This is a genomic window from Variovorax sp. Soil_C_19, from assembly GCF_057657255.1.
Window position 1 is genome coordinate 36,257 of sequence record NZ_JBDGIV010000008.1, and the last position, 18,106, is coordinate 54,362.

The window sequence follows — 18,106 nt, forward strand, 5'->3', positions numbered from 1 at the left end:
CGCCTCGCGCGAACCGCGCCCCCAGACGAGATGAGCAAAGCCACATTTCTTCGCTACTACCAGGACCAGCTGCAGCAATTGCGCACGCTGTCGGTGGACTTCGCACGCGCCAACCCGGCGTTGGCGCCGATGTTGGCCGAGCCCTCGGGCGATCCGGACGTGGAGCGGCTGCTCGAAGGCGTGGCCTTCCTCAACGGCCTCACCAGGCAGAAACTGGACGACGAATTTCCGGAGCTGCTCCAGGAGCTCGCCAACCAGCTGTTCCCGCACTACCTTCGGCCGGTGCCGGCGGCGACGCTCGTGGTGTTCGAGCCCAAGGCCCCGCTCACCGAGGCGGTGCAGGTGCCCGCGGGCAGCGAGCTCGCCTCGCTGCCGGTGGATGGCACGCGCTGCCGCTTTCGGCTCAGCCATGCACTGCAGGTGGAGCCACTCGCGCTGCGCGGCTTCGAACTTGTGCACGATGCGGGCCGGGCGCCCGCGCTGCGGCTGGACTTCGCGCTGCAGGGCATCGACCTCTCGCAATGGCGGCGCGGGCGGATCCGGCTCTTCCTGGGCGCGGGCTTTGCCCAGGCCAGCAACCTGCTGATGCTGCTGATGACCCGCGTGGCGCAGGTCGAAGTCGCCGCCGGAAGCCCGCAACAGGGCGGCGAACGCTTCCCACTCGGCCGCGAGGCGCTTCGATGCGCCGGCTTCGATCACGAGATGCTGGCCTATCCGCAGCATGCCTTCTCGGGGTTTCGCGTCATCCAGGAATATTTCGCGCTGCCTGAGAAGCTGCTGTTCATCGAGCTCGACGGGTTCGAGCGCTGGGGTGACGCACGCGCCGGCCAGCAATTCAGCGTCTGGCTCACGCTCACGGACCTGCCGGAGTGGGCGCCCGAGCTGCGTGACAACAGCTTTCAGCTCAATGTGGTGCCGGTGCTCAACCTGTTCGAACACCCCGGCGAACCGATCCCGCATGAACACCGCACGAGCGAGTACCGCGTGCGGCCCGAGAACGAGAAGAAGGGCCACTACCAGATCTTCTCGGTCGACCGCGTCGTCGGCTATGTGCAGGGTGCGGGCGAGGAGCGCGTGTACCTGCCCTTCGGCATGGCCGGCCTGCCGGGCCAGGCGAACCAGGCGAACCAGGCACCGGCGAGCTACTCGCTGTCTCGCCGCGCTTCGGCCGTGGGCCGCGGCCAGGACCTGTTCATGTCGATCGCCACCCCGCGCCACCAGCCGCTGGCGAGCGAGACGCTGTCGATCTCGCTGACCTGCACGAACCACGAGCTGCCCGAGAGCCTGAAGCTCGGCGACATCAGCCAGCCCACCAGCAGCTCACCCGAGCGGCTGTCCTTTCGCAACATCCGGCCGGTCACGCCGCAGCTCGATCCGCCGGCCGACGAGCACCTGCTGTGGCGGATGATCTCGCACATCTCGCTGAACTTCCTGTCGCTGGCCGATGCGGCCAACCTCAAGATGATGCTGGGCCTGTACATCTTCTCCGAGCGACAGGACCATGGCCGCGAGATCGCCAACCGGCACCGCATCGCGGGCATCGAGTCGCTTCTCGCCGAGCCGGAGACGCGGTTGATCGGACGGCGCATGCTCAGCGGCCAGCGGCTGCGCCTGGGCTGCCGCAGCAGCCACTTCGCGAGCCTGGGCGGCCTCTATGTCTTCGGTTGCGTGATCGAGCGCTTCCTGGGCGACTACGCGACCATCAACGCCTACACCAGGCTCGAACTGCGCGACATCGACACGGGCGAGGCCTTCGAATGGCCGGCCAGACTGGGACGGCAATGCCTGCTCTGAAAGACGATCTGCGCGCTCGGGCCTCGAACTACGGCTATTTCCAGGCGATCCGCCTTCTGCGCCGCGCCGGGGCGCGCAACATCCGCGTGCGGCCCCATCTCAGCCTGGGGTTTCCGGACAACGACATCGCGCGCATCGAGCGCATGCGGGGTGCCGCAGCCGACGGCAGCGAGGACGCCTACCGCGTCACGGCCAGCTTCTTCGGCCTCTACGGTGTGTCATCGCCGCTGCCGACCTTCTACACCGAAGACCTGCTCGACGACGAGCGCGAGGGCCGCCACGCGCGGCGCGACTTCCTCGACATCCTGCACGGCTCGCTCTATCCGCAGCTGTTCGATGCCTGGCGCAAGTACCGGCTGCAGATGCGCGTGGTCGAGGATCAGGACCCGGAAGCGCTCGACACCCTGTACGCCTTCGCCGGCCTGGGCTCGCCCGCGCAGCGCGAGAGCCTGGCGCCCGAGGCCGGGAGCCTGCTGCGCCATCTCAATCTGTTCGCGCAGCGCACGCGCTCTGTGCTGGGGCTTCGCATGCTGCTGGCCGATGCCTTTGCGCCGGCCGCTGTCGAGGTTGAGTCCTGCGTGCCGAACTGGGTGCCGATACCCGACGACCAGCGCCTGCGGCTTGGGCTGCAGGCCCATGCACTGGGTGAAACCTGCCCGCTCGGCGTGCAGGTCGAGGACTGCGACAACCTGCTGTGCCTGGTCTTCGCCGAACTGCCGGAGGCGCTTTTCCAGCAACTGCTGCCGGGTGCGGCGGGCCATCGGCGGCTGCAGTTTCTGGTGCGCTTCTATCTCACGCGGCCGCTGCAGGTGGCTGTCGAACTCAGGCTGCGCAAGGACCAGGGACGCACGGCACGTCTCGGTGCGCCGGTCTGGTCGCGCCTGGGCCTGGACACCTGGCTGCCCGGTGCGCGGGACGGCGACCAGCCGGCCGTCGGCTTCCGCCTTGCGGCGCCCCTCACTTCCCCTACAAGGACCACTCCCCATGTTGCTGGTTGAACTCAAGCCGCTCGTCGGCCGCCTCGACGACCATTGCAAGTCCTCGCTCGAGAACGCAGCCGGCCTGTGCATCTCGCGCGGCCATTACGAAATTACGCTCGAACACCTGCTGCACCGGTTGCTTGACGAGCCGCAGGCGGACCTGTCACTGCTGCTGCGCCAGAACGGTATCGATGCCGGCGTCCTTCGCCACGGCGTCGACCGCGTCCTGGAGGAGATGCGCACCGGCAATGCCGGCCGGCCGGCGTTCTCGCCGCTGTTGCTGGAGCTGCTGCAGGATGCCTGGCTGCTGGGGTCGGTGGACCTCGGGCAGACGCTCATCCGCTCCGGCGCCGTGCTCGCCGCGCTGGTGGCGCGCGCGGGTTTCTATGCCGGCGGCGCCCTGGGGCCGCTGCTGCGCCCGCTGCACAAGGAGACCCTGCTCGCGCAGTTCCCCAGCGTCTGCGCCGGCTCGATCGAGGGCCATCCCTCGGCCGTGGGGGAGGGCGCAGGCGTCGAAGGCGGTGCAGGCGGCGCGCCGGCCGGTGCGATCGCCAAATACTGCGAGAACTTCACCGACAAGGCGCGCGCCGGCAAGATCGATCCGGTCTTCGGCCGCGACGCCGAGATCCGCCAGATGGTGGACATCCTCGCGCGCCGGCGCAAGAACAACCCGATCTGCGTCGGCGATCCAGGCGTGGGCAAGACCGCGGTGGTCGAGGGCCTGGCGCTGCGCATCGTCGAGGGCGACGTGCCCGAGATGCTCAAGGACGTGACGCTGCTGGGCCTGGACATGGGCATGCTGCAGGCGGGCGCCAGCGTGAAGGGCGAGTTCGAGAATCGCCTGAAGGGCGTCATCGAGGAGGTCAAGGGCTCGGCCACGCCGATCATTCTCTTCATCGACGAGGCGCACACGCTCATCGGCGCAGGCGGGCAGGCCGGTACGTCGGATGCGGCCAACCTGCTGAAGCCCGCGTTGGCGCGCGGCGAGCTGCGTACCATCGCCGCCACCACCTGGGCCGAGTACAAGAAGTACTTCGAGAAGGACGCTGCGCTGGCGCGCCGCTTCCAGCTCGTGAAGCTCGACGAGCCCGATGTCGCCACCGCGATACAGATCCTGCGCGGCCTGCGCGAGCGCTACCAGGAGGTGCACCAGGTTGCCATCCGCGACGACGCGCTGGTGGCCGCGGCCGAACTCTCCAGCCGCTACATCACGGGCCGCCAATTGCCCGACAAGGCCGTGGACCTGCTCGACACCGCGTGCGCACGGGTCAAGGTGCTGCAGCACGCCAAGCCCGACCGGCTCGAGGACACCGAACGGCGCATGCAGGCGCTCGAACGCGAGGCGCGCGGCCTGCGGCAGGACGTCGATCATCGCCAGCCCGTGGATGCCGGGCGTTTTGCCGACATCGACGCGCAGATGCGCACGCTCGCGGCCGAGGCCGAGGAACTGCGGGCGCGCTGGCAGGCACAGCGCGCCGCCGCCCAGGTTCTGCGCGACGCGCGCGCGGCCTTCGGCGCGGCGCGGCGCGAGCAGGGCGAGCAAGGAGAATTGCCCGAGGCGCCGGCGCTGCAGGCGCTCGAAGCCGTGCTGGTCCAGGCCGAGCAGGCCTTCGCCCGCGCCCAGGGCGGCGACGCGCTGGTGCGTATCGATGTCGATCCCGAGGTGGTGGCCAAGGTGGTGTCCGACTGGACCGGCGTGCCGGTCGGCAAGATGCAGCGCGACCGCGCGAGCACCGCGCTGGGCCTGGCCGATGCGCTCAAGCGCCGCATCCGCGGACAGGACGCCGCGCTCGACCAGGTGGCCGAGATCGTCAAGACCGCGAGTTCGGGCCTGAACGATCCGCGTCAGCCGCTGGGCGTCTTCCTGCTGGTCGGCCCTTCGGGGGTCGGCAAGACCGAGACCGCGCTGGCTGTCGCGGACCTGCTGTTCGGCGACGAGAAGTCGACCGTGGTCGTGAACATGAGCGAGTTCCAGGAGCGCCACAACGTGAGCCGGTTGATCGGCTCGCCGCCGGGCTACGTGGGCTACGGCGAAGGCGGACTCCTGACCGAAGCGGTGCGCCAGCGGCCTTATTCGGTGGTGCTGCTCGACGAGGTCGAAAAGGCCCACCTGGACGTGCTCAACCTGTTCTACCAGGTCTTCGACAAGGGGATGCTGTCGGATGGCGAGGGCAAGGAGATCGACTTCGCCAACACCGTCATCTTCCTCACTTCCAACCTCGCCACCGATGTGATCACCGAGATGACGCAGGGCGACGATCCGGTCGATCCGGCCCTTCTTGCCACTGCGATCCGGCCGCTGCTGTCGAGCCACTTCAAGCCCGCACTGCTCGCGCGCATGACCATCGTGCCCTATGTGACGCTCCACGCCCAGGCGCTCGGCGGCATCGTGCGCCTGAAGCTCGAGCGCATCGCCCTGCGGCTGGCGCACAACAACAAGGTGCGCTTCACCTTTGCCGACGCGGTGGTCGAGCGCATTGCGGCGCGCTGCACCGAGGTGGAGACGGGTGCCCGCAACATCGACTTCATCCTGCGCGGAAAGGTGCTGCCGCTGATGTCGCAGCAGATGCTGCAGCGCATGGGCAGCGGCGAGCCTGCCAGCACCGTTCATCTGGATGTCGATGCCGCGGGCGAATTCACGGTGCGCTTCGATGCCGAGGCCACCGCCTGATCCACGAGTCCAAGCCATGCGCACCCTCTCCGATCGCCTTCCCTCCGACCGCCGCTTCGAGTTCGCAAGCGCGGCCTGCCCGAGCGACACCTTCGCGGTCGTGCGCATGAGCGGCTTCGAGGCCATTTCGAAGCCCTACCGCTTCGAACTCCTGCTCGTCTCCGACAACGCGCAGCTGGACCTCGCGCGCGTGCTCGCCGCCAAGGCCGAGCTGCGCATCCTCGCGCCCGACGGCCGCGCGCAGGCCACCCCGTATGCGGGCGTGCTGGCCGAGTTCGACCAGCTGCACCAGGCTGGCGGCTTCACCTTCTACCGTGCGGTGCTGGTGCCGCGGTTGTGGCAACTCTCGCTCTGCCGGTCTTCCGAGGTCTACCTGCACGAGCAGACCATTCCGGAGATCGTGGAGGCGATCCTGAAGGGCGCGCGCTTCAGCCCGGCGAACGACTACGAATTCAGGCTGATCGAGCGCTATCGCCCGCTCAGCTATGTCTGCCAGTACCAGGAGACGCCACTGGACTTCGTCTCGCGGTGGTTCGAGCGCGAGGGCATCTACTACTATTTCGAACAGGTCGATGGCGCCGACCGCTTGGTGTTGCTCGACGGCAAGATCGCCCAACCCGCCCAGGCGGTGGCGGTCAACTACCGGCCGGCCGACGAACTCGATGTCGGACTGGCGCCGGATTCGGTCCAGGGCTTCGTCTGTCGCACGCGACCGCTGCCGCGCAGCCTGGTGCTGCAGGACTACAACCACCGACGCGCGGGTGTGCCCTTGGTGGCACAAGTCGAGGTCGCGGCCAACGGCATCGGCGAGGAGATGCTGTATGGCGAGAATTTCCGCACCGAGGAGGAGGGGCAGCGCTACGCCAACATCCGTGCGCAGGAACTGCGCTGCGGCGAGCGCGTATTCAGTGGCGAATCCACCGCCGTGGGCCTGCGCACCGGCTATTTCATGGACCTGTCGCACCACTACCGCGACGACTTCAACGGCCGCTACCTGGTCACGGAGATCACGCATGAAGGCTCGCAGGCGGGCGCGCTGCTGGCGGGCCTGAAGACCCCCTTCGACGAGCGTGAGGGCCACACCAGCTATCGCAACAGCTTCCTCGCGCTGCCGGCGGCGGCCCAGTTCCGTCCCTCGCGCACCACGCCGAAGCCGCGCGTGGCGGGCATCATGAACGCCACGGTCGACGCCGAGGGCAGCGGCGACTACGCCGAGCTCGACGCCTACGGCCAGTACAAGGTGCAGATTCCTTTCGACCGCACGGAGAAGGGTGCGGCCAAGGGCTCGGCGCCGGTGCGCATGGCCTCGCCCTACGCGGGCAGCGATCACGGCATGCACTTTCCGCTTCACAAGGGCGCGGAGGTGCTGCTGTCGTTCACCGACGGTGACCCTGACCAGCCTGTGATCGTCGGCGCAGTGCCGAATTCGCAGAACCCGAACGTGGTCGACCAGCGCAACCCGCAGGACAACCTGATCAGCACCAAGGGCGGCAACCAGGTGCTGATGGCCGACACCAAGGGCAAGGAAGTGATCTGGCTGCATTCGCCCTTTCACAAGAGCAGCATCGGCATCGGCTCCGTTCATCCCGAGGGCGGCGGCAGCATCTACGAGGCCACCACCGGCGGCATGGACGCGGTGTCCTTCGGCAACAACAACGCGATGAGCTTCGGGCCGTCGAATTCACTCTCGCTCGGTACCAGTGCGTCGATCGGCGCGGCCTTCTCGAATGCTGTCTCGATGGGTACGAGCATCGGCATCAGCGCGTCCTCCAGCATCAGCTGGTCGATGAGTCTGGGGACGCTTCCCGCCATGGGCGCGTTCAAGGGCTCGGACGGCCTCAAGAACCTCTCGATCGACGACTCGAGCGGGGTCAGCCTGTCGCGCTCCTTCGGGGGCAAATCCAACGACACGGCAACCATCCAGGCCGGCGCGTTCGAGGATGAGGCCACCTCTGCCGCACTCGAGAAGTCGAAGCAGAAGCTGCGCGCGATGATCGCTGCCTACACGGCGCTGAACTTCGCGCAGTCCACCGCCTTCGGCATGGCGGTGAACGCGAGCGCCGGCGGGGCTGCACTGGGCTCGAAGCAGAAACAGGCCAAGAAGGACCAGGAGGCCAGGGACGCCAAGTTCGCCGAGGACGAGGCCAAGGACGAGGCGAGCGAAAAGGAAGGTCTCAAGAACAAGCTGATTCCTTCCGACGTCAAGACCGACGCCGACAGGCTGGCATGGCGGCTCGCCGAAGAAAAAGAGATCGAGGACAAGTACAAGAAGCGCGCCGCCGAACACGCCGCCTCTTCGAACCCCGATCGCCAGACGCTGCAGGGCTGGCCCGGCATCATCGGCAAGTTCGGGCTGGATGCAGTTTCCAATGTGACCGCGATGGCCTTGATGCAGGCCTATGCAAGAAAGCTGCAGGCCGAGATCGAGGACCTCAAGTTGATGAGTGAGATGAGCCTGGGGGTGGACGGCATCAAGCAGACGGTCAATGGCCCCGACGCGGGCATACCGGCGTTCCAACCCATGCAGGCGCTCGATGTTCACTGCGAGTTCGACATGTCGCCCTCGAAGGGCGTGAGCATCCAGGCAAAAAAGAAAACCGATTGGAATGCGAATCCGCCGACCGGGGGCGAAATAACCATGGGCGCCAAGCGCATTCACTTGTCTGCCGACGAACTCGAGTTCGATGCGCCGACGGGCCACCTGGGCAACGTCGTCGGCAACCGGTTGACGGGCTTTTCCTATTCGGTGGGCAAGGACACGGCAAGCCTGCAGTCCAAGCAGGGCACGGTGAAGGCAGAAGCGGATGCCCTGGACCTGGCTGCGCCGAAGGTGCGGATCAGCGTGGCGGCCAACAACGTTGCCTCGGCGACCCGGCGCATCAGCATCGACAGCAGCTCGGCCTCGCTGACCTTTGGTGTTTCGGGGTGGAAGGCCAGCGATCAGGGCCTTGAGCTCACAAGCGGATCCGCATCGGGGAAGTTCCAGTCGTTCGGCGTCAGCCTCGACGGCGCCCTGGTCAAGCTGGGCTGAGACCTCGACCATGAAGATCATCAAGCCCGACAACATGGCGGTCGTCCATCGCGCGCTGCGATGGCAGGCACAGGACCGCCTGGCCGTCGGCCTGGTGGCCCTGTTTCCGCTGGCGTCGGCGGGCCTCGATGCGCTGCGCCCCGAAACCGAGCTGTGGCAGCGACTGGCGCAGGCGCCCGGCGCGCCGGCCGTGCTCGACGAGGGCTACCCGAAGCCGAAGGCCGAGTTCCTGATCTACGGCGAGGCCTGTGCGCCCGGCGCCAATGCCGTGACCGAACTCGCGGTGCGCGCGCGCGTCGGCAGCCTGGTCAAGCCCCTGATCGTCCATGGCGACCGGCAATGGAGCGCACTCGGCACGATGTCGGCGACCGCGCCCTTCACACGCATGCCCCTCGTGCCGGCCAACGCCTTCGGCGGCCCGGGCAACGAAGCGAACGCGCTCGGCAAGGCCGCGCCGGCCCTGCCCAACGTGGAGGACCCGCGCGATCCGATTGCCTTCATGGGCGACCGTCCGGCGCCGGCCGGCTACTGGGGTGTCGACAGCGGCGCGCCGCAACGCCAGCGGCACCTGGGCGCCGTCGGCACGGCCTGGCTGCAGAAGACCTGGCCGCACCTGCCCGAGGACACGGGCGGCGACTACTTCCAGAGCGCGCCGCCGGACCAGCGACTGGCCGGATTCTTTGCCGGCGACGAGGCGATCGAACTGAGCCATCTGCATCCCGAGCAGCCGCACATCGAGAGCGCGCTGCCGGCCTTGCGCGGTCGCTGCTTCGCGGCGCTCCGCGGCCAAGGCGAACAGGCCGGGTTCAGGGAGATCGCCACCCGTGCCGAGACGCTCTGGCTGATGCCGGGCCTGGGCCTGGGCGCGGTGCTCTACCGCGGCACGCTGGAGATCGACGACGAGGAGGCACAGGACGTTGCCTGCCTCGTCATGGGCTGGGAGCGGTTGTGCGACGCGCCGCTGCCTGATGCGCACTACCGCGACCAATTGCCGCCCCCGGCGGCCGCGGGGTCGGCAGCGGCAACGGTGGCACCAGCACCCGTGCTTGCAGCGCCCGTTGCAGCGGGTGCGACCGATTCGGCATCGCCCGGGCAAGCCCCGAAGCCGAACGTGGCCGCCCCGGTGCCCGCAGTGGTTGCCGACCCTGCATCGGCCGAGATCGAACGCCTCACGGCCGAGATGAATGCACAGACGGATCGGCTGCTTGCCGAGCACGGCATCCCGCGCTCGCAGATCGAGGCCATGATGCAGCCGCCTCCACCGCCGGTGCGCGACGTGTCGCTGGCCGAGATCGATGCCATGACGCAGAAGCTGCAGGCTGAGCGCGCGGCCGTGCTGGCGCAACACGGCCTCACGCAGGCCGATGTCGACGGGTTCATCCGCGGGCGCCAGGGCGCGTTGCCGCCGGCCGACGTGAGCCTGGCGGACATCGAGGCGCAGACACGGCAGATGCGACTGAACACCGTGCAGGTGATGCGCGACAACGGCATCGACCATGACGACGTGGCTGACTTCCTGAGCAGCCGCGGTGCCCATGACGATGCGGTTTCCTTCATGCGTCAGTTTCCGGCGTTGGCGTTGATCGATGCGAAGCCGCCGGCGCTGCCGCCGCCTGGCGCACCGTCGGCCACCGGCGCAGCGGCCACCCCAACGCCTGCGAGCATCGCGGCGGCACCAGCAGCACCTGCACCAGAACCGGAACCCGCGTTCGCGCCCGCGCCCGTGCCTCATCCTCCGACCAACCGCGAGGAAGTGATCACCTGGCAGGCCGAGGGCCGCAGTTTCGCGGGGCTGAAGCTGGACGACCTGGACCTGAGCGAGCTCGACCTGTCCAACGCCGACTTCAGCACGGCCACGCTCGAGAAGACGCGCTTCGACCGCACCCGACTCGCCGGCGCCCGCTTCGACCAGGCCATCCTGCAGGGGGCCAGCTTCGAGGGCGTCGATGCGACGAACGCCAGCTTTCAGTCGGTGCGCGCGGCCGGCAGCCGGTTCACCGGTGCCGCACTCGGAGGCGCCACATTGAACGCGGCGGATTTCAGCGGCAGCGCGTTCAACGCCGCCAGCCTGCAGGACGCCCAGTGCGCCAGGGCCGACTTCAGCGGCAGCCGGATGGCCGGCCTGCGTGGCGCGAACCTGCAAGCCGAACAAGCCGACTTCAGCGGCTGCGCGCTCGAGGGCGCGGACCTCACAGGTGCGACGCTGACGGCCGCGCGCTTCGATGGAGCGCTCATGGAAGGCGCCGTGCTGGCCTGCGTCCAGGCCGAGCGTTCGCAGTGGTATGCCACGCAGGCGCCGAAGGCGGACTTCAGCGGTGCCAAGCTGCGCGGCGCGCGCGCCGGCGTGGGCAGCGTGTTCGCGGGCGCGAACCTGCGCGGCGCGAATCTCGATGGCGCGGCCTGGAGCGATGGCGTCGACCTGCAGGGCGCGGCCATGCAGTCGGCCTCGCTGGAAGGCGCGGACTTCAGCGGCGCGCGCGCGGCCGGACTCCTGCTGGCCCGCGCCAATGCGAGGGGCGCCAATTTCTCCCGCGCCGCGCTGGACGCTGCCGACGCCTCCGGTGCCAACCTGATGGGCGCGTCGCTGCGCCATGCGCAGCTCGCTGGCGCGCAACTGGGCGGCGCCAACCTGCATGCCATCGACGCCTATGGCTCGGCCATCGTGAATGCCCACACGGCGGGCGCACTCACCACAGGCACGCTGATGCAGATCCCGGGCCGGCCCGAGGCGCGACAGGCATGAACGCGACCGGACCCGCTTCCTTCGCCGATGCCGACGCCGCCCTGGCGGCAGTTGCCCAGGGCGGCCGCCAACTGGCCGGTGCCAGCGTCGCCGGACTCGACTTCGCAGGGTGCGACCTTTCCAGGGTGCACTGGCGCGACGTCGACCTGCGACAGGCGCGGCTAGAGCGTGCCAACCTGGAAGGCGCCGTGTTCGAGCGCTGCACGCTGGCCGGGGCCGTGCTCGCCGAGGCCATGCTCACGGCCACCCAATGGCAAGCCTGCGACCTGCAAGGCGCGCTGCTGCGCGACTCGCTTGGTGAGCGCATCTCGATGAGCGAATGCAGCCTGCGCGAGGTCGATGCCGCAGGCGCGCGATGGACCCATGCCACGCTCGACCGATGCGATCTGTCGGCAGCCCGCTTCACCGATGCCGCGCTGCTGCGCGTCGATGCGTACCAGTGCCGCTTCGACGGCACCGATTTCAGCCGCGCGCTGATGCAGCGCTTCACCGCCATGGACGCCGACCTGGGCAGCGCCCGCTTCGACGCCACCGACCTGACCCAAGCCTACCTCGCCGGCGCCAGGCTGGCGGGCCAGCGACTGGGCAACTGCGTGCTGCTGATGGCGCAGTTCAACCGCGCCGATCTCGCGGGCGCCGACTTCTCGAAGGCGCAGCTGCGGCAGGCCCAGTTCCAGCACGCGATGCTCGAGGGCGCAGCGTTCAGCGGTGCGACGGGCCTGCACGTGCGCTTTGGCGATGCACGTCTGGCGCGCGCGCTGCTGGACGAAGCCAACTTCGAGATGTCGGACTTCGCGCGTGCCGATCTCGTGGCCGCGCGGCTGGTGCAGCTGCGCGCAACGCAATCGAACTTCGCGGGTGCCCGCTGCCAGGGCGCGCAGATGGCGCGGGCGGTGTTCGTCGACAGCGACTTCTCGCATGCCGAGCTGAGCGACGCCGATTGCAGCCATGCCGACTTCAGCGGCGCGAACCTGCATCGCGTCGTCGAGCGCGGCACGAACTGGCGCGACGCCGTGCGTCGCGGCAGCCATGCAACCGATGCCGGGCGCGCCCGCGCCGAAGACTGGCGCCCGACGCCGGCCACTCTTTCCTGAGAGCACCTCCCCATGAGCAACCACGACCCATCCCTCTCGACCTGCGCGCTCGATCGCGCTGCAGAGCCCGGGCCCCGTCTCGTCACAGGCACCGTCTGCGGTGGCGCCGGTGCCTGGCTGTTCGTGCGCAGCAGCGAAGGCGAGCAGCGCGCGCAGGTCGCGCCCAGCTGTCTGCTGGCGCCGGAAGACGGTGACGTGGTGCTGCTGTGCCTTGTGTCCGACATGCCGCTGGCCGAGCCGCGGAATGGCGCGACGAGCGTGCTGCCCTGCCGCCAGCACGTGTTGGCCGTGCTGTCGCGCCCGGCGACAGCGCAGGCAACGCTGCAGCTGCCGGGCGGCGCCAGGCTCGTGACGCAGGAGGGGAGCCTTCGCATCGAAGGCCGCGAGGTCGGCATCACGGCGTCCTCCGGGCTGCGGGCGCGCACGCCGCAGTTCACGCTGGAGGCCACCCGGGGCGACCTGCGCTTCGGCCACGCGAATGCCTCGGCCGGCAGCTTCACCGGGGTCGTCGGCGAGATGCGGCTGTTCGCACGCGATCTCAGCGCGCAGGTCGGCCGCCTGGTGCAGAAGGTGCGAAGCAGCTTCCGCACGGTCGAAGAACTCGACGACCTGCGTGCCGGGCGTACGCGCTGGGAGGTCGAAGGCCATGCCCAGCTGCATGCGCGGCAGGCCACCGTGCTCGCCGAAGGCACCGTCAAGATCGACGGCCAACGCATCGACCTCGGTTGAAGGGCGCCACCCATGTTCGCAGTGACCCTTGCCGGCGGCCAGTGCCTGGCCACCCCCGATGTCTGCCAGGTGCCCACGCCCCTGGGACCGGTGCCCACGCCCTTTCCGAACATCGGCGTGCCGCCGATGGGCGATTCGCCGGCCACCAAGGTGCTGGTGAGCGGCATGCCCGCGCTGACCAAGGCCTCGAAGATTCCGCTCACCAACGGCGACCAGCTCGGCACGGCCGGGGGCGCGGTGTCGGGAAAGGTGATGGGCGAAGTCGAGTTCATCGCCGGCAGCGCGAAGGTCAAGTTCGAGGGCCAGGCCGCCGTTCGGTTGGCCACACCCACCAAGCAGAACGCCGGCAACGCCGTGGGCGCGGTGCTCGCACCAAGCCAATCCAAAGTCGTCATCGTCAGCTGAATCGGAAACAGAGGAACCCACATGAAATTCCACCCAGGCAAGAAACCCCCAACCGACACCCCTCCATTGCCCGGCCGTCGACAGGCGCTTCGCAGCGCCGCCGCGGCCATTGCAGCGCCTGCCCTCGTGGCCTGTGGCGGCGGGGGCAGCAGCTTCAGCAGCTTTGCCCAGTCTGCGCCCGCGGCCGTCAACCAGGCGATCACCGAGTTCATGGCCATGGCGCCCGACACCGCGGGCGCGATGGTGCGTGCGGACGTACCGCTCACGCCCTGGTCTGCGGGGCAGGGCACCGAGCGCAAGCTCTTCGCAGCGAGCGCGGTCAAGACCTTCATCCTCGCCCAGTTCCTGCGCGGGGCCGAGGCCGAGGGCAGCAGCGTCGGCCTGTCCACCCGCTGCGAGGTGAGCGACATGCAGCGCAGTCTCGGAAGCCCGGTGCTGGGCGAACTCACCGGCACATCGAACTATGGCAACGTGCTGGACGCCATGATCGCGCGCAGCGACAACACGGCCACCGACATCGCGATGGCGGCGGCCGGACCGGAACGGGTTCGCGGCCTGATCGCGCAGGCGGGCCTCACGAACACGCAGATCTTCGACTCGACCCGTCGCGTGTTCTCCTACCTGGCGGGCGCCCCGATCGGGGTCGACCTGGGCTGGCCCGGCATGCAGAAGATCCAGAACGGCGAGAGCAGCGGATTTGCCTCGCGGACCGATGTCATCAATCCCACCGAGTCGATGCTGAGTTCTGCCGCCGACCTGGTGAACTGGTATCAGCAGGTGCTGACCGGCAAGTACTTCACCACGGCGGCCAGCCTGCGCGAGTTCAAGCGCGTTTCCTCGCAGGCGACGGCGTTGTGGCAGGTGGTGCCCGCGGACGTGATTTCCTACGGCAAGGGCGGCAGCATCGACTGGGAAGATTTCCATGCGCTGTCCCTGGCAGGGCAGATGCGATTCGACAACGTGCCGGTCACCTTCGCCTTCATGCTGAACTGGCGCGGCGGCGAGACCAGCAACGCACGCACGCCTGCCTTCGGCGCGGCCGCGTCCAAGGTCCTGAACGCGGTGGCCGACGCGCTGCGCACCGCGTGAGAGCGCAATGACCATCGTCGCCGTCACCGCGCTCGCCCCCGATCCGCAGCGGCTGTCCGCCGTGGCCGGCACGCTCGCGCGCTATGGCCTCAAGGCGCTGGGCGGCACATGGGAGACCACGTCGCAGAAGGTGCTCGAAGTCGATTGGCGACCGATGGTGGATGCGTTCGTCGCGCGGCGCGCCGCGCTCTGGCTGGTGCTTGCCGATGCCAAGGCGCTGGAAGACCCGTCGGTGCGCTACGGCCTCAACCTGATCGCCGCGAACCTGCGCAGTGCCCTGGGCGGCGACTTCGGAATCGCCGTCCTGTGGCCCGACGACGCCGGTGCGGGAGGCGCGTCGGATTCCGCGCGTGCCGCGCTGCCCGCGCAGCTGCGCGATGCGCTCGTGCTGGCGCCTGGCGCGGCCTGGCCCGCCAAGCTGGTCGCGCACGTGCATCGGGCAGGGCGCCGGCCCGCGGCGAGCGCCGACCGGATCTCGGTCCACGGCAACGCGCAACTCGGTCAATGGATCGAACTTGCCCCCGGTGCGGGCAGTTGGCAAGGCGTGATGTTCGCCGTCGCAGGCGAGGGCGCCTCGATCGACTTCCACGCCACCGGGCCCAGCGGTGGCCTGCCCGAGACATCGACCATCGCCTACGGGCAAGCGGGCCTGAAGCTCGAGAGCGCCGGGCGCACCTTCACCGGCTGGGCCCTGCGCAACGAGGTCGGCGCCACGCCGGCCGGGCCCATGTCGTACTACGCACGCGTACGCGGACGCCCCGAGGCGGTGCTGTGGATGCCCTACACGGAAGAGGACGATGCCGATGCCACGCTGCTCGCACTCGACTGAGGCCAGCGCCCTCATGGTTCACAGCTTCTCAGGGCAGCAGGGCGGGTCCGATCACGTGCCCGAGCGAATCCAGGCGCAGCGCGGCACCGGGGTCGTAGCCAAGATCGACGCTGTATTCCTCGCCGTCGAACCCGAAGGTGACGCGATAGCGTGCGGCCTGCAGGCGCTGCGTGGCGACCGGGTCGCAGACGGTCTCGGGCGCGAAGGCCGGTGGCGGAACATCGCCTTCTGCAGTGGGTTCGGAGGAGAACATCCGCGACCACAGCGATGCTTCGGGCGGCGCTGCGAACTGCACGCCACAGCGCTCGCGCGTGCCGTTCTGCATCACCTGCGTGCGGTACACCGCGAGCACCGCAGCGATGCTGAACGGGCCGACGGCAGTCGGGGCGGGTACCACGGTTGGCGGCGTGGCAACCGGCTGGGCTTCGGCACCGGGTGGGGGCTTGGGTGCATGGGCGCAACCCCCTGCGATGGCCGCCGTGCAGAACACGGCGGAGGTCCAGGCGAACCGAAGAGAGAAGGGCAGGCAGTGCATGCAAGGGCGAGGCGGAAGCGGTCCGCCATCGTACGGGCTCGGGCCTCGGTGCGCCTTGCGAATCGACACGCGCTTTGTTTCATCGGCAACATGGCCGGAGGGCGTTCGTGAGCCGCCGATGGGCCGCCGCGCTGGCGCTGAGTGCCGTGGCCGTCGCCGTGCTGCAGGGCTGCGCGGCAGCCAATTCCGCGATGGGCGGCAACACGGCCAGGCAGGCGCGCGCCGAGGTCAGCTGGGAGGCAGGAAAAGACGGTGTGCTGATCGAGATCACGTCCGCCACCGATCTCAACCTCCACGAGAACGTGCCGCACACGCTGCTGCTGAGCGTGTTCCAGATGACCGACGCCGCAGCCTTCCAGAAGCTGAAATCCGACCCGCAGCGGATGTCGCACGTGCTCGCAAGCGGCCAGGCCGGCCCAGACTTCCTGCAGCTCAGCCGGTATGTGGTGGCGCCGGGCCGGCGCACGCTGCTCGCGCTCGACCGGGCGCAGCAGGGTCGCTACGTCGGCTTCGTGGCCGGCTACTACCAGCTCGATGCCGAGGGCAACGCCCGGCTCTTCGAAGTGCCGCTCACCGTGAGCAGCAAGGGCTGGCTCTCGAGCACCTACAGCGCCGAGCCGGTGCCGCTGGCGATCCGGCTGAACCTGGGCGCGCAAGGCATCGTCTCGGCGAGCATGCTCAATGCCTACCCGATACCGAAGAAGGAATCGGCGTGGATTCCGCTGGACGGGGGAGGCCGCGAAATCGACCTCGCGCCCCGGTCCGGCGAGGCCCTCGATCCGTCCACCCGCAAACTCTGAGCACCCATTCCATGAACGAGAAGGCCGGCATCTATTGGCAGCAGGGCATGTTCCTGCAGCCGCAGCATTTTCAGCAGTCCGACCTGCACCAGCAGTTCCAGCGCAAGCCGGCGCTGGAGAGCGGTCAGCCGCATTTCTGGGGCGTGGGCGAGCTCGTGCTGGGCGCTGCGGCCATCGCGAACCAGCGCATCGAATTGCAATCGGCCCGGGTTCTCTTTCGCGACCGCACCTATGTGGAGTACCCGGGCAATGCGGTGATCGCGGGCCGGAGCTTCACGACGGAGCAGTTTCAGGGCGACGAGCCGCTGACCGTCTACCTGGGACTGCGCCGCCTGCACGCGACAGAGTCGAACGTCAGCACGGTCGACGAGATCGCCGATGCGGCCCTCGCACCCACCCGGTACGCCACCACCTACGCGAGCGACGAGGTACCCGACCTCTATTCGAGCGCGCCTCCCGCGCAGGTGCGCTCGCTGGTGTTCGTGCTGCGCATCTTCCTGGACGGCGAGATCGAAGCCCTGCAGGACTACGAGCTGGTGCCGATCGCCAGGCTGGTGCGCGACGGCGCCCTGGTGCGGCTGGTCGAGGACCACGTGCCCCCCTGCTATGCGATGACGGGCTCGCAGTGGCTGCAGCAGCAGGTCCGCGACATCCGCGACGAGCTCGCGGGCCGGGCCCGGCAGCTTCAGGCCTACAAGGCCCCGGGCGAGACCCGCGGCGCGGGGCTTGACGCAGCGGACGTGGTGCTCTTGCTGGCGCTGCGAACCATGAACCGCTTCAGTCCGCAGTTGCAGCACCTGAGCGAGGTCGAGAACCTGCACCCCTGGGCGGTCTATGGCGTGCTGCGACAACTGGTGGGTGAGTTGAGCTCGTTCTCGCAGCGCTTCAACCTGTTCGGCGAGGCCGAGGATGGCACCGCCGGCGTTCCGGCCTACGACCATCGCCAGATCGGGCGTTGCTTTGCCCGCACGCATGCCCTGATCACCCACATGCTCAACGAGATCACCGTGGGCGCCGAATTCATCGTGCAGCTCCAGCCCGAAGGCGACCATCTCTACAACGGCGAACTGCCCAAGCGCCTCTTCAGCGAGCACAACCGCTTCTACCTGCTCATTCGCAGCAACTCGATTCCCCTCGCGGTCGCGCAGGCGATACCGAGCGATGCCCGGCTTGGGCCAACCGCCGAGATGCCCAGACTGCGCTCGCTGGCGCTGCCGGGCCTGGAGCTGATCCACCTGCCGGTGGCGCCGCAAGGGCTGCCGCGGCGCGCGGATTCGCACTATTTCCGCATCGAGCAGATCAGCCGGCAGTGGGAGTCGATCACGCACGACGGCTTGATCTCGCTGTCGTGGCTCGATGCGCCAAGCGACCTTCGCGCCGAGATCGCCGTCGTCAGAAGGTAGGCC

Annotated in this window: 13 protein-coding genes; 12 read left to right on the forward strand and 1 reads right to left on the reverse strand. The window is 68.8% G+C overall.

The window, feature by feature from the left end; all coding sequences use genetic code 11:
- Positions 1-30 precede the first annotated feature (30 nt).
- The 10 genes from tssF to AC3A6R_RS16915 are packed head-to-tail and all read left to right on the forward strand — an operon-like array spanning position 31 to position 15,365.
- Positions 31-1,794 (forward strand): type VI secretion system baseplate subunit TssF, encoded by a 1,764-nt coding sequence (gene tssF, locus AC3A6R_RS16870; protein WP_487864987.1) that lies wholly within the window; start codon positions 31-33, stop codon positions 1,792-1,794.
- On the forward strand, positions 1,782-2,792 hold the full coding sequence (gene tssG, locus AC3A6R_RS16875) for a type VI secretion system baseplate subunit TssG (protein WP_487864988.1): 1,011 nt from the start codon (positions 1,782-1,784) through the stop codon (positions 2,790-2,792). The genes tssF and tssG overlap by 13 nt, the downstream gene beginning before the upstream one ends.
- The gene (gene tssH, locus AC3A6R_RS16880; RefSeq protein WP_487864989.1) at positions 2,779-5,445 is read left to right on the forward strand and encodes a type VI secretion system ATPase TssH; all 2,667 of its coding nucleotides are present in this window, start codon (positions 2,779-2,781) and stop codon (positions 5,443-5,445) included. The genes tssG and tssH overlap by 14 nt, the downstream gene beginning before the upstream one ends.
- A gap of 16 nt (positions 5,446-5,461) precedes the next feature.
- Complete coding sequence (locus AC3A6R_RS16885; RefSeq protein WP_487864990.1) at positions 5,462-8,476, forward strand: type VI secretion system Vgr family protein; 3,015 nt, start codon at positions 5,462-5,464, stop codon at positions 8,474-8,476.
- Between the two features lie 10 nt (positions 8,477-8,486).
- Positions 8,487-11,219, forward strand: coding sequence for a DUF2169 family type VI secretion system accessory protein (locus AC3A6R_RS16890; RefSeq protein WP_487864991.1), 2,733 nt, complete (start codon positions 8,487-8,489; stop codon positions 11,217-11,219).
- Positions 11,216-12,313, forward strand: a complete 1,098-nt coding sequence (locus tag AC3A6R_RS16895; RefSeq protein WP_487864992.1) for a pentapeptide repeat-containing protein — start codon at positions 11,216-11,218, stop codon at positions 12,311-12,313. Before AC3A6R_RS16890 ends, AC3A6R_RS16895 begins: the two co-directional genes overlap by 4 nt.
- Positions 12,314-12,325: 12 nt before the next feature.
- Positions 12,326-13,042, forward strand: coding sequence for a DUF3540 domain-containing protein (locus tag AC3A6R_RS16900; RefSeq protein ID WP_487861957.1), 717 nt, complete (start codon positions 12,326-12,328; stop codon positions 13,040-13,042).
- Between the two features lie 12 nt (positions 13,043-13,054).
- Positions 13,055-13,447: a DUF4150 domain-containing protein gene (locus AC3A6R_RS16905; protein ID WP_487864993.1), complete on the forward strand. Its 393-nt coding sequence runs from the start codon at positions 13,055-13,057 to the stop codon at positions 13,445-13,447.
- Between the two features lie 21 nt (positions 13,448-13,468).
- Positions 13,469-14,536 carry a serine hydrolase gene (locus tag AC3A6R_RS16910; RefSeq protein ID WP_487864994.1) on the forward strand — a complete coding sequence of 356 codons (1,068 nt, stop codon included), beginning with the start codon at positions 13,469-13,471 and terminating at the stop codon, positions 14,534-14,536.
- A gap of 7 nt (positions 14,537-14,543) precedes the next feature.
- A complete protein-coding gene (locus AC3A6R_RS16915) occupies positions 14,544-15,365 on the forward strand; it encodes a hypothetical protein (protein WP_487864995.1) in 822 nt (273 codons plus the stop codon).
- 28 nt (positions 15,366-15,393) lie between these two features.
- Here the strand turns inward: AC3A6R_RS16915 and AC3A6R_RS16920 are convergent, their stop codons facing one another.
- Positions 15,394-15,900, reverse strand: coding sequence for a hypothetical protein (locus tag AC3A6R_RS16920; RefSeq protein WP_487864996.1), 507 nt, complete (start codon positions 15,898-15,900; stop codon positions 15,394-15,396).
- A gap of 107 nt (positions 15,901-16,007) precedes the next feature.
- On the opposite strand from AC3A6R_RS16920, the gene tssJ reads away from it, so the two are divergent.
- Both tssJ and tssK read left to right on the forward strand, forming a co-directional pair.
- The gene (gene tssJ, locus AC3A6R_RS16925) at positions 16,008-16,700 is read left to right on the forward strand and encodes a type VI secretion system lipoprotein TssJ (RefSeq protein ID WP_487864997.1); all 693 of its coding nucleotides are present in this window, start codon (positions 16,008-16,010) and stop codon (positions 16,698-16,700) included.
- Between the two features lie 11 nt (positions 16,701-16,711).
- The gene (gene tssK / locus AC3A6R_RS16930) at positions 16,712-18,103 is read left to right on the forward strand and encodes a type VI secretion system baseplate subunit TssK (protein WP_487864998.1); all 1,392 of its coding nucleotides are present in this window, start codon (positions 16,712-16,714) and stop codon (positions 18,101-18,103) included.
- Positions 18,104-18,106 lie beyond the last annotated feature (3 nt).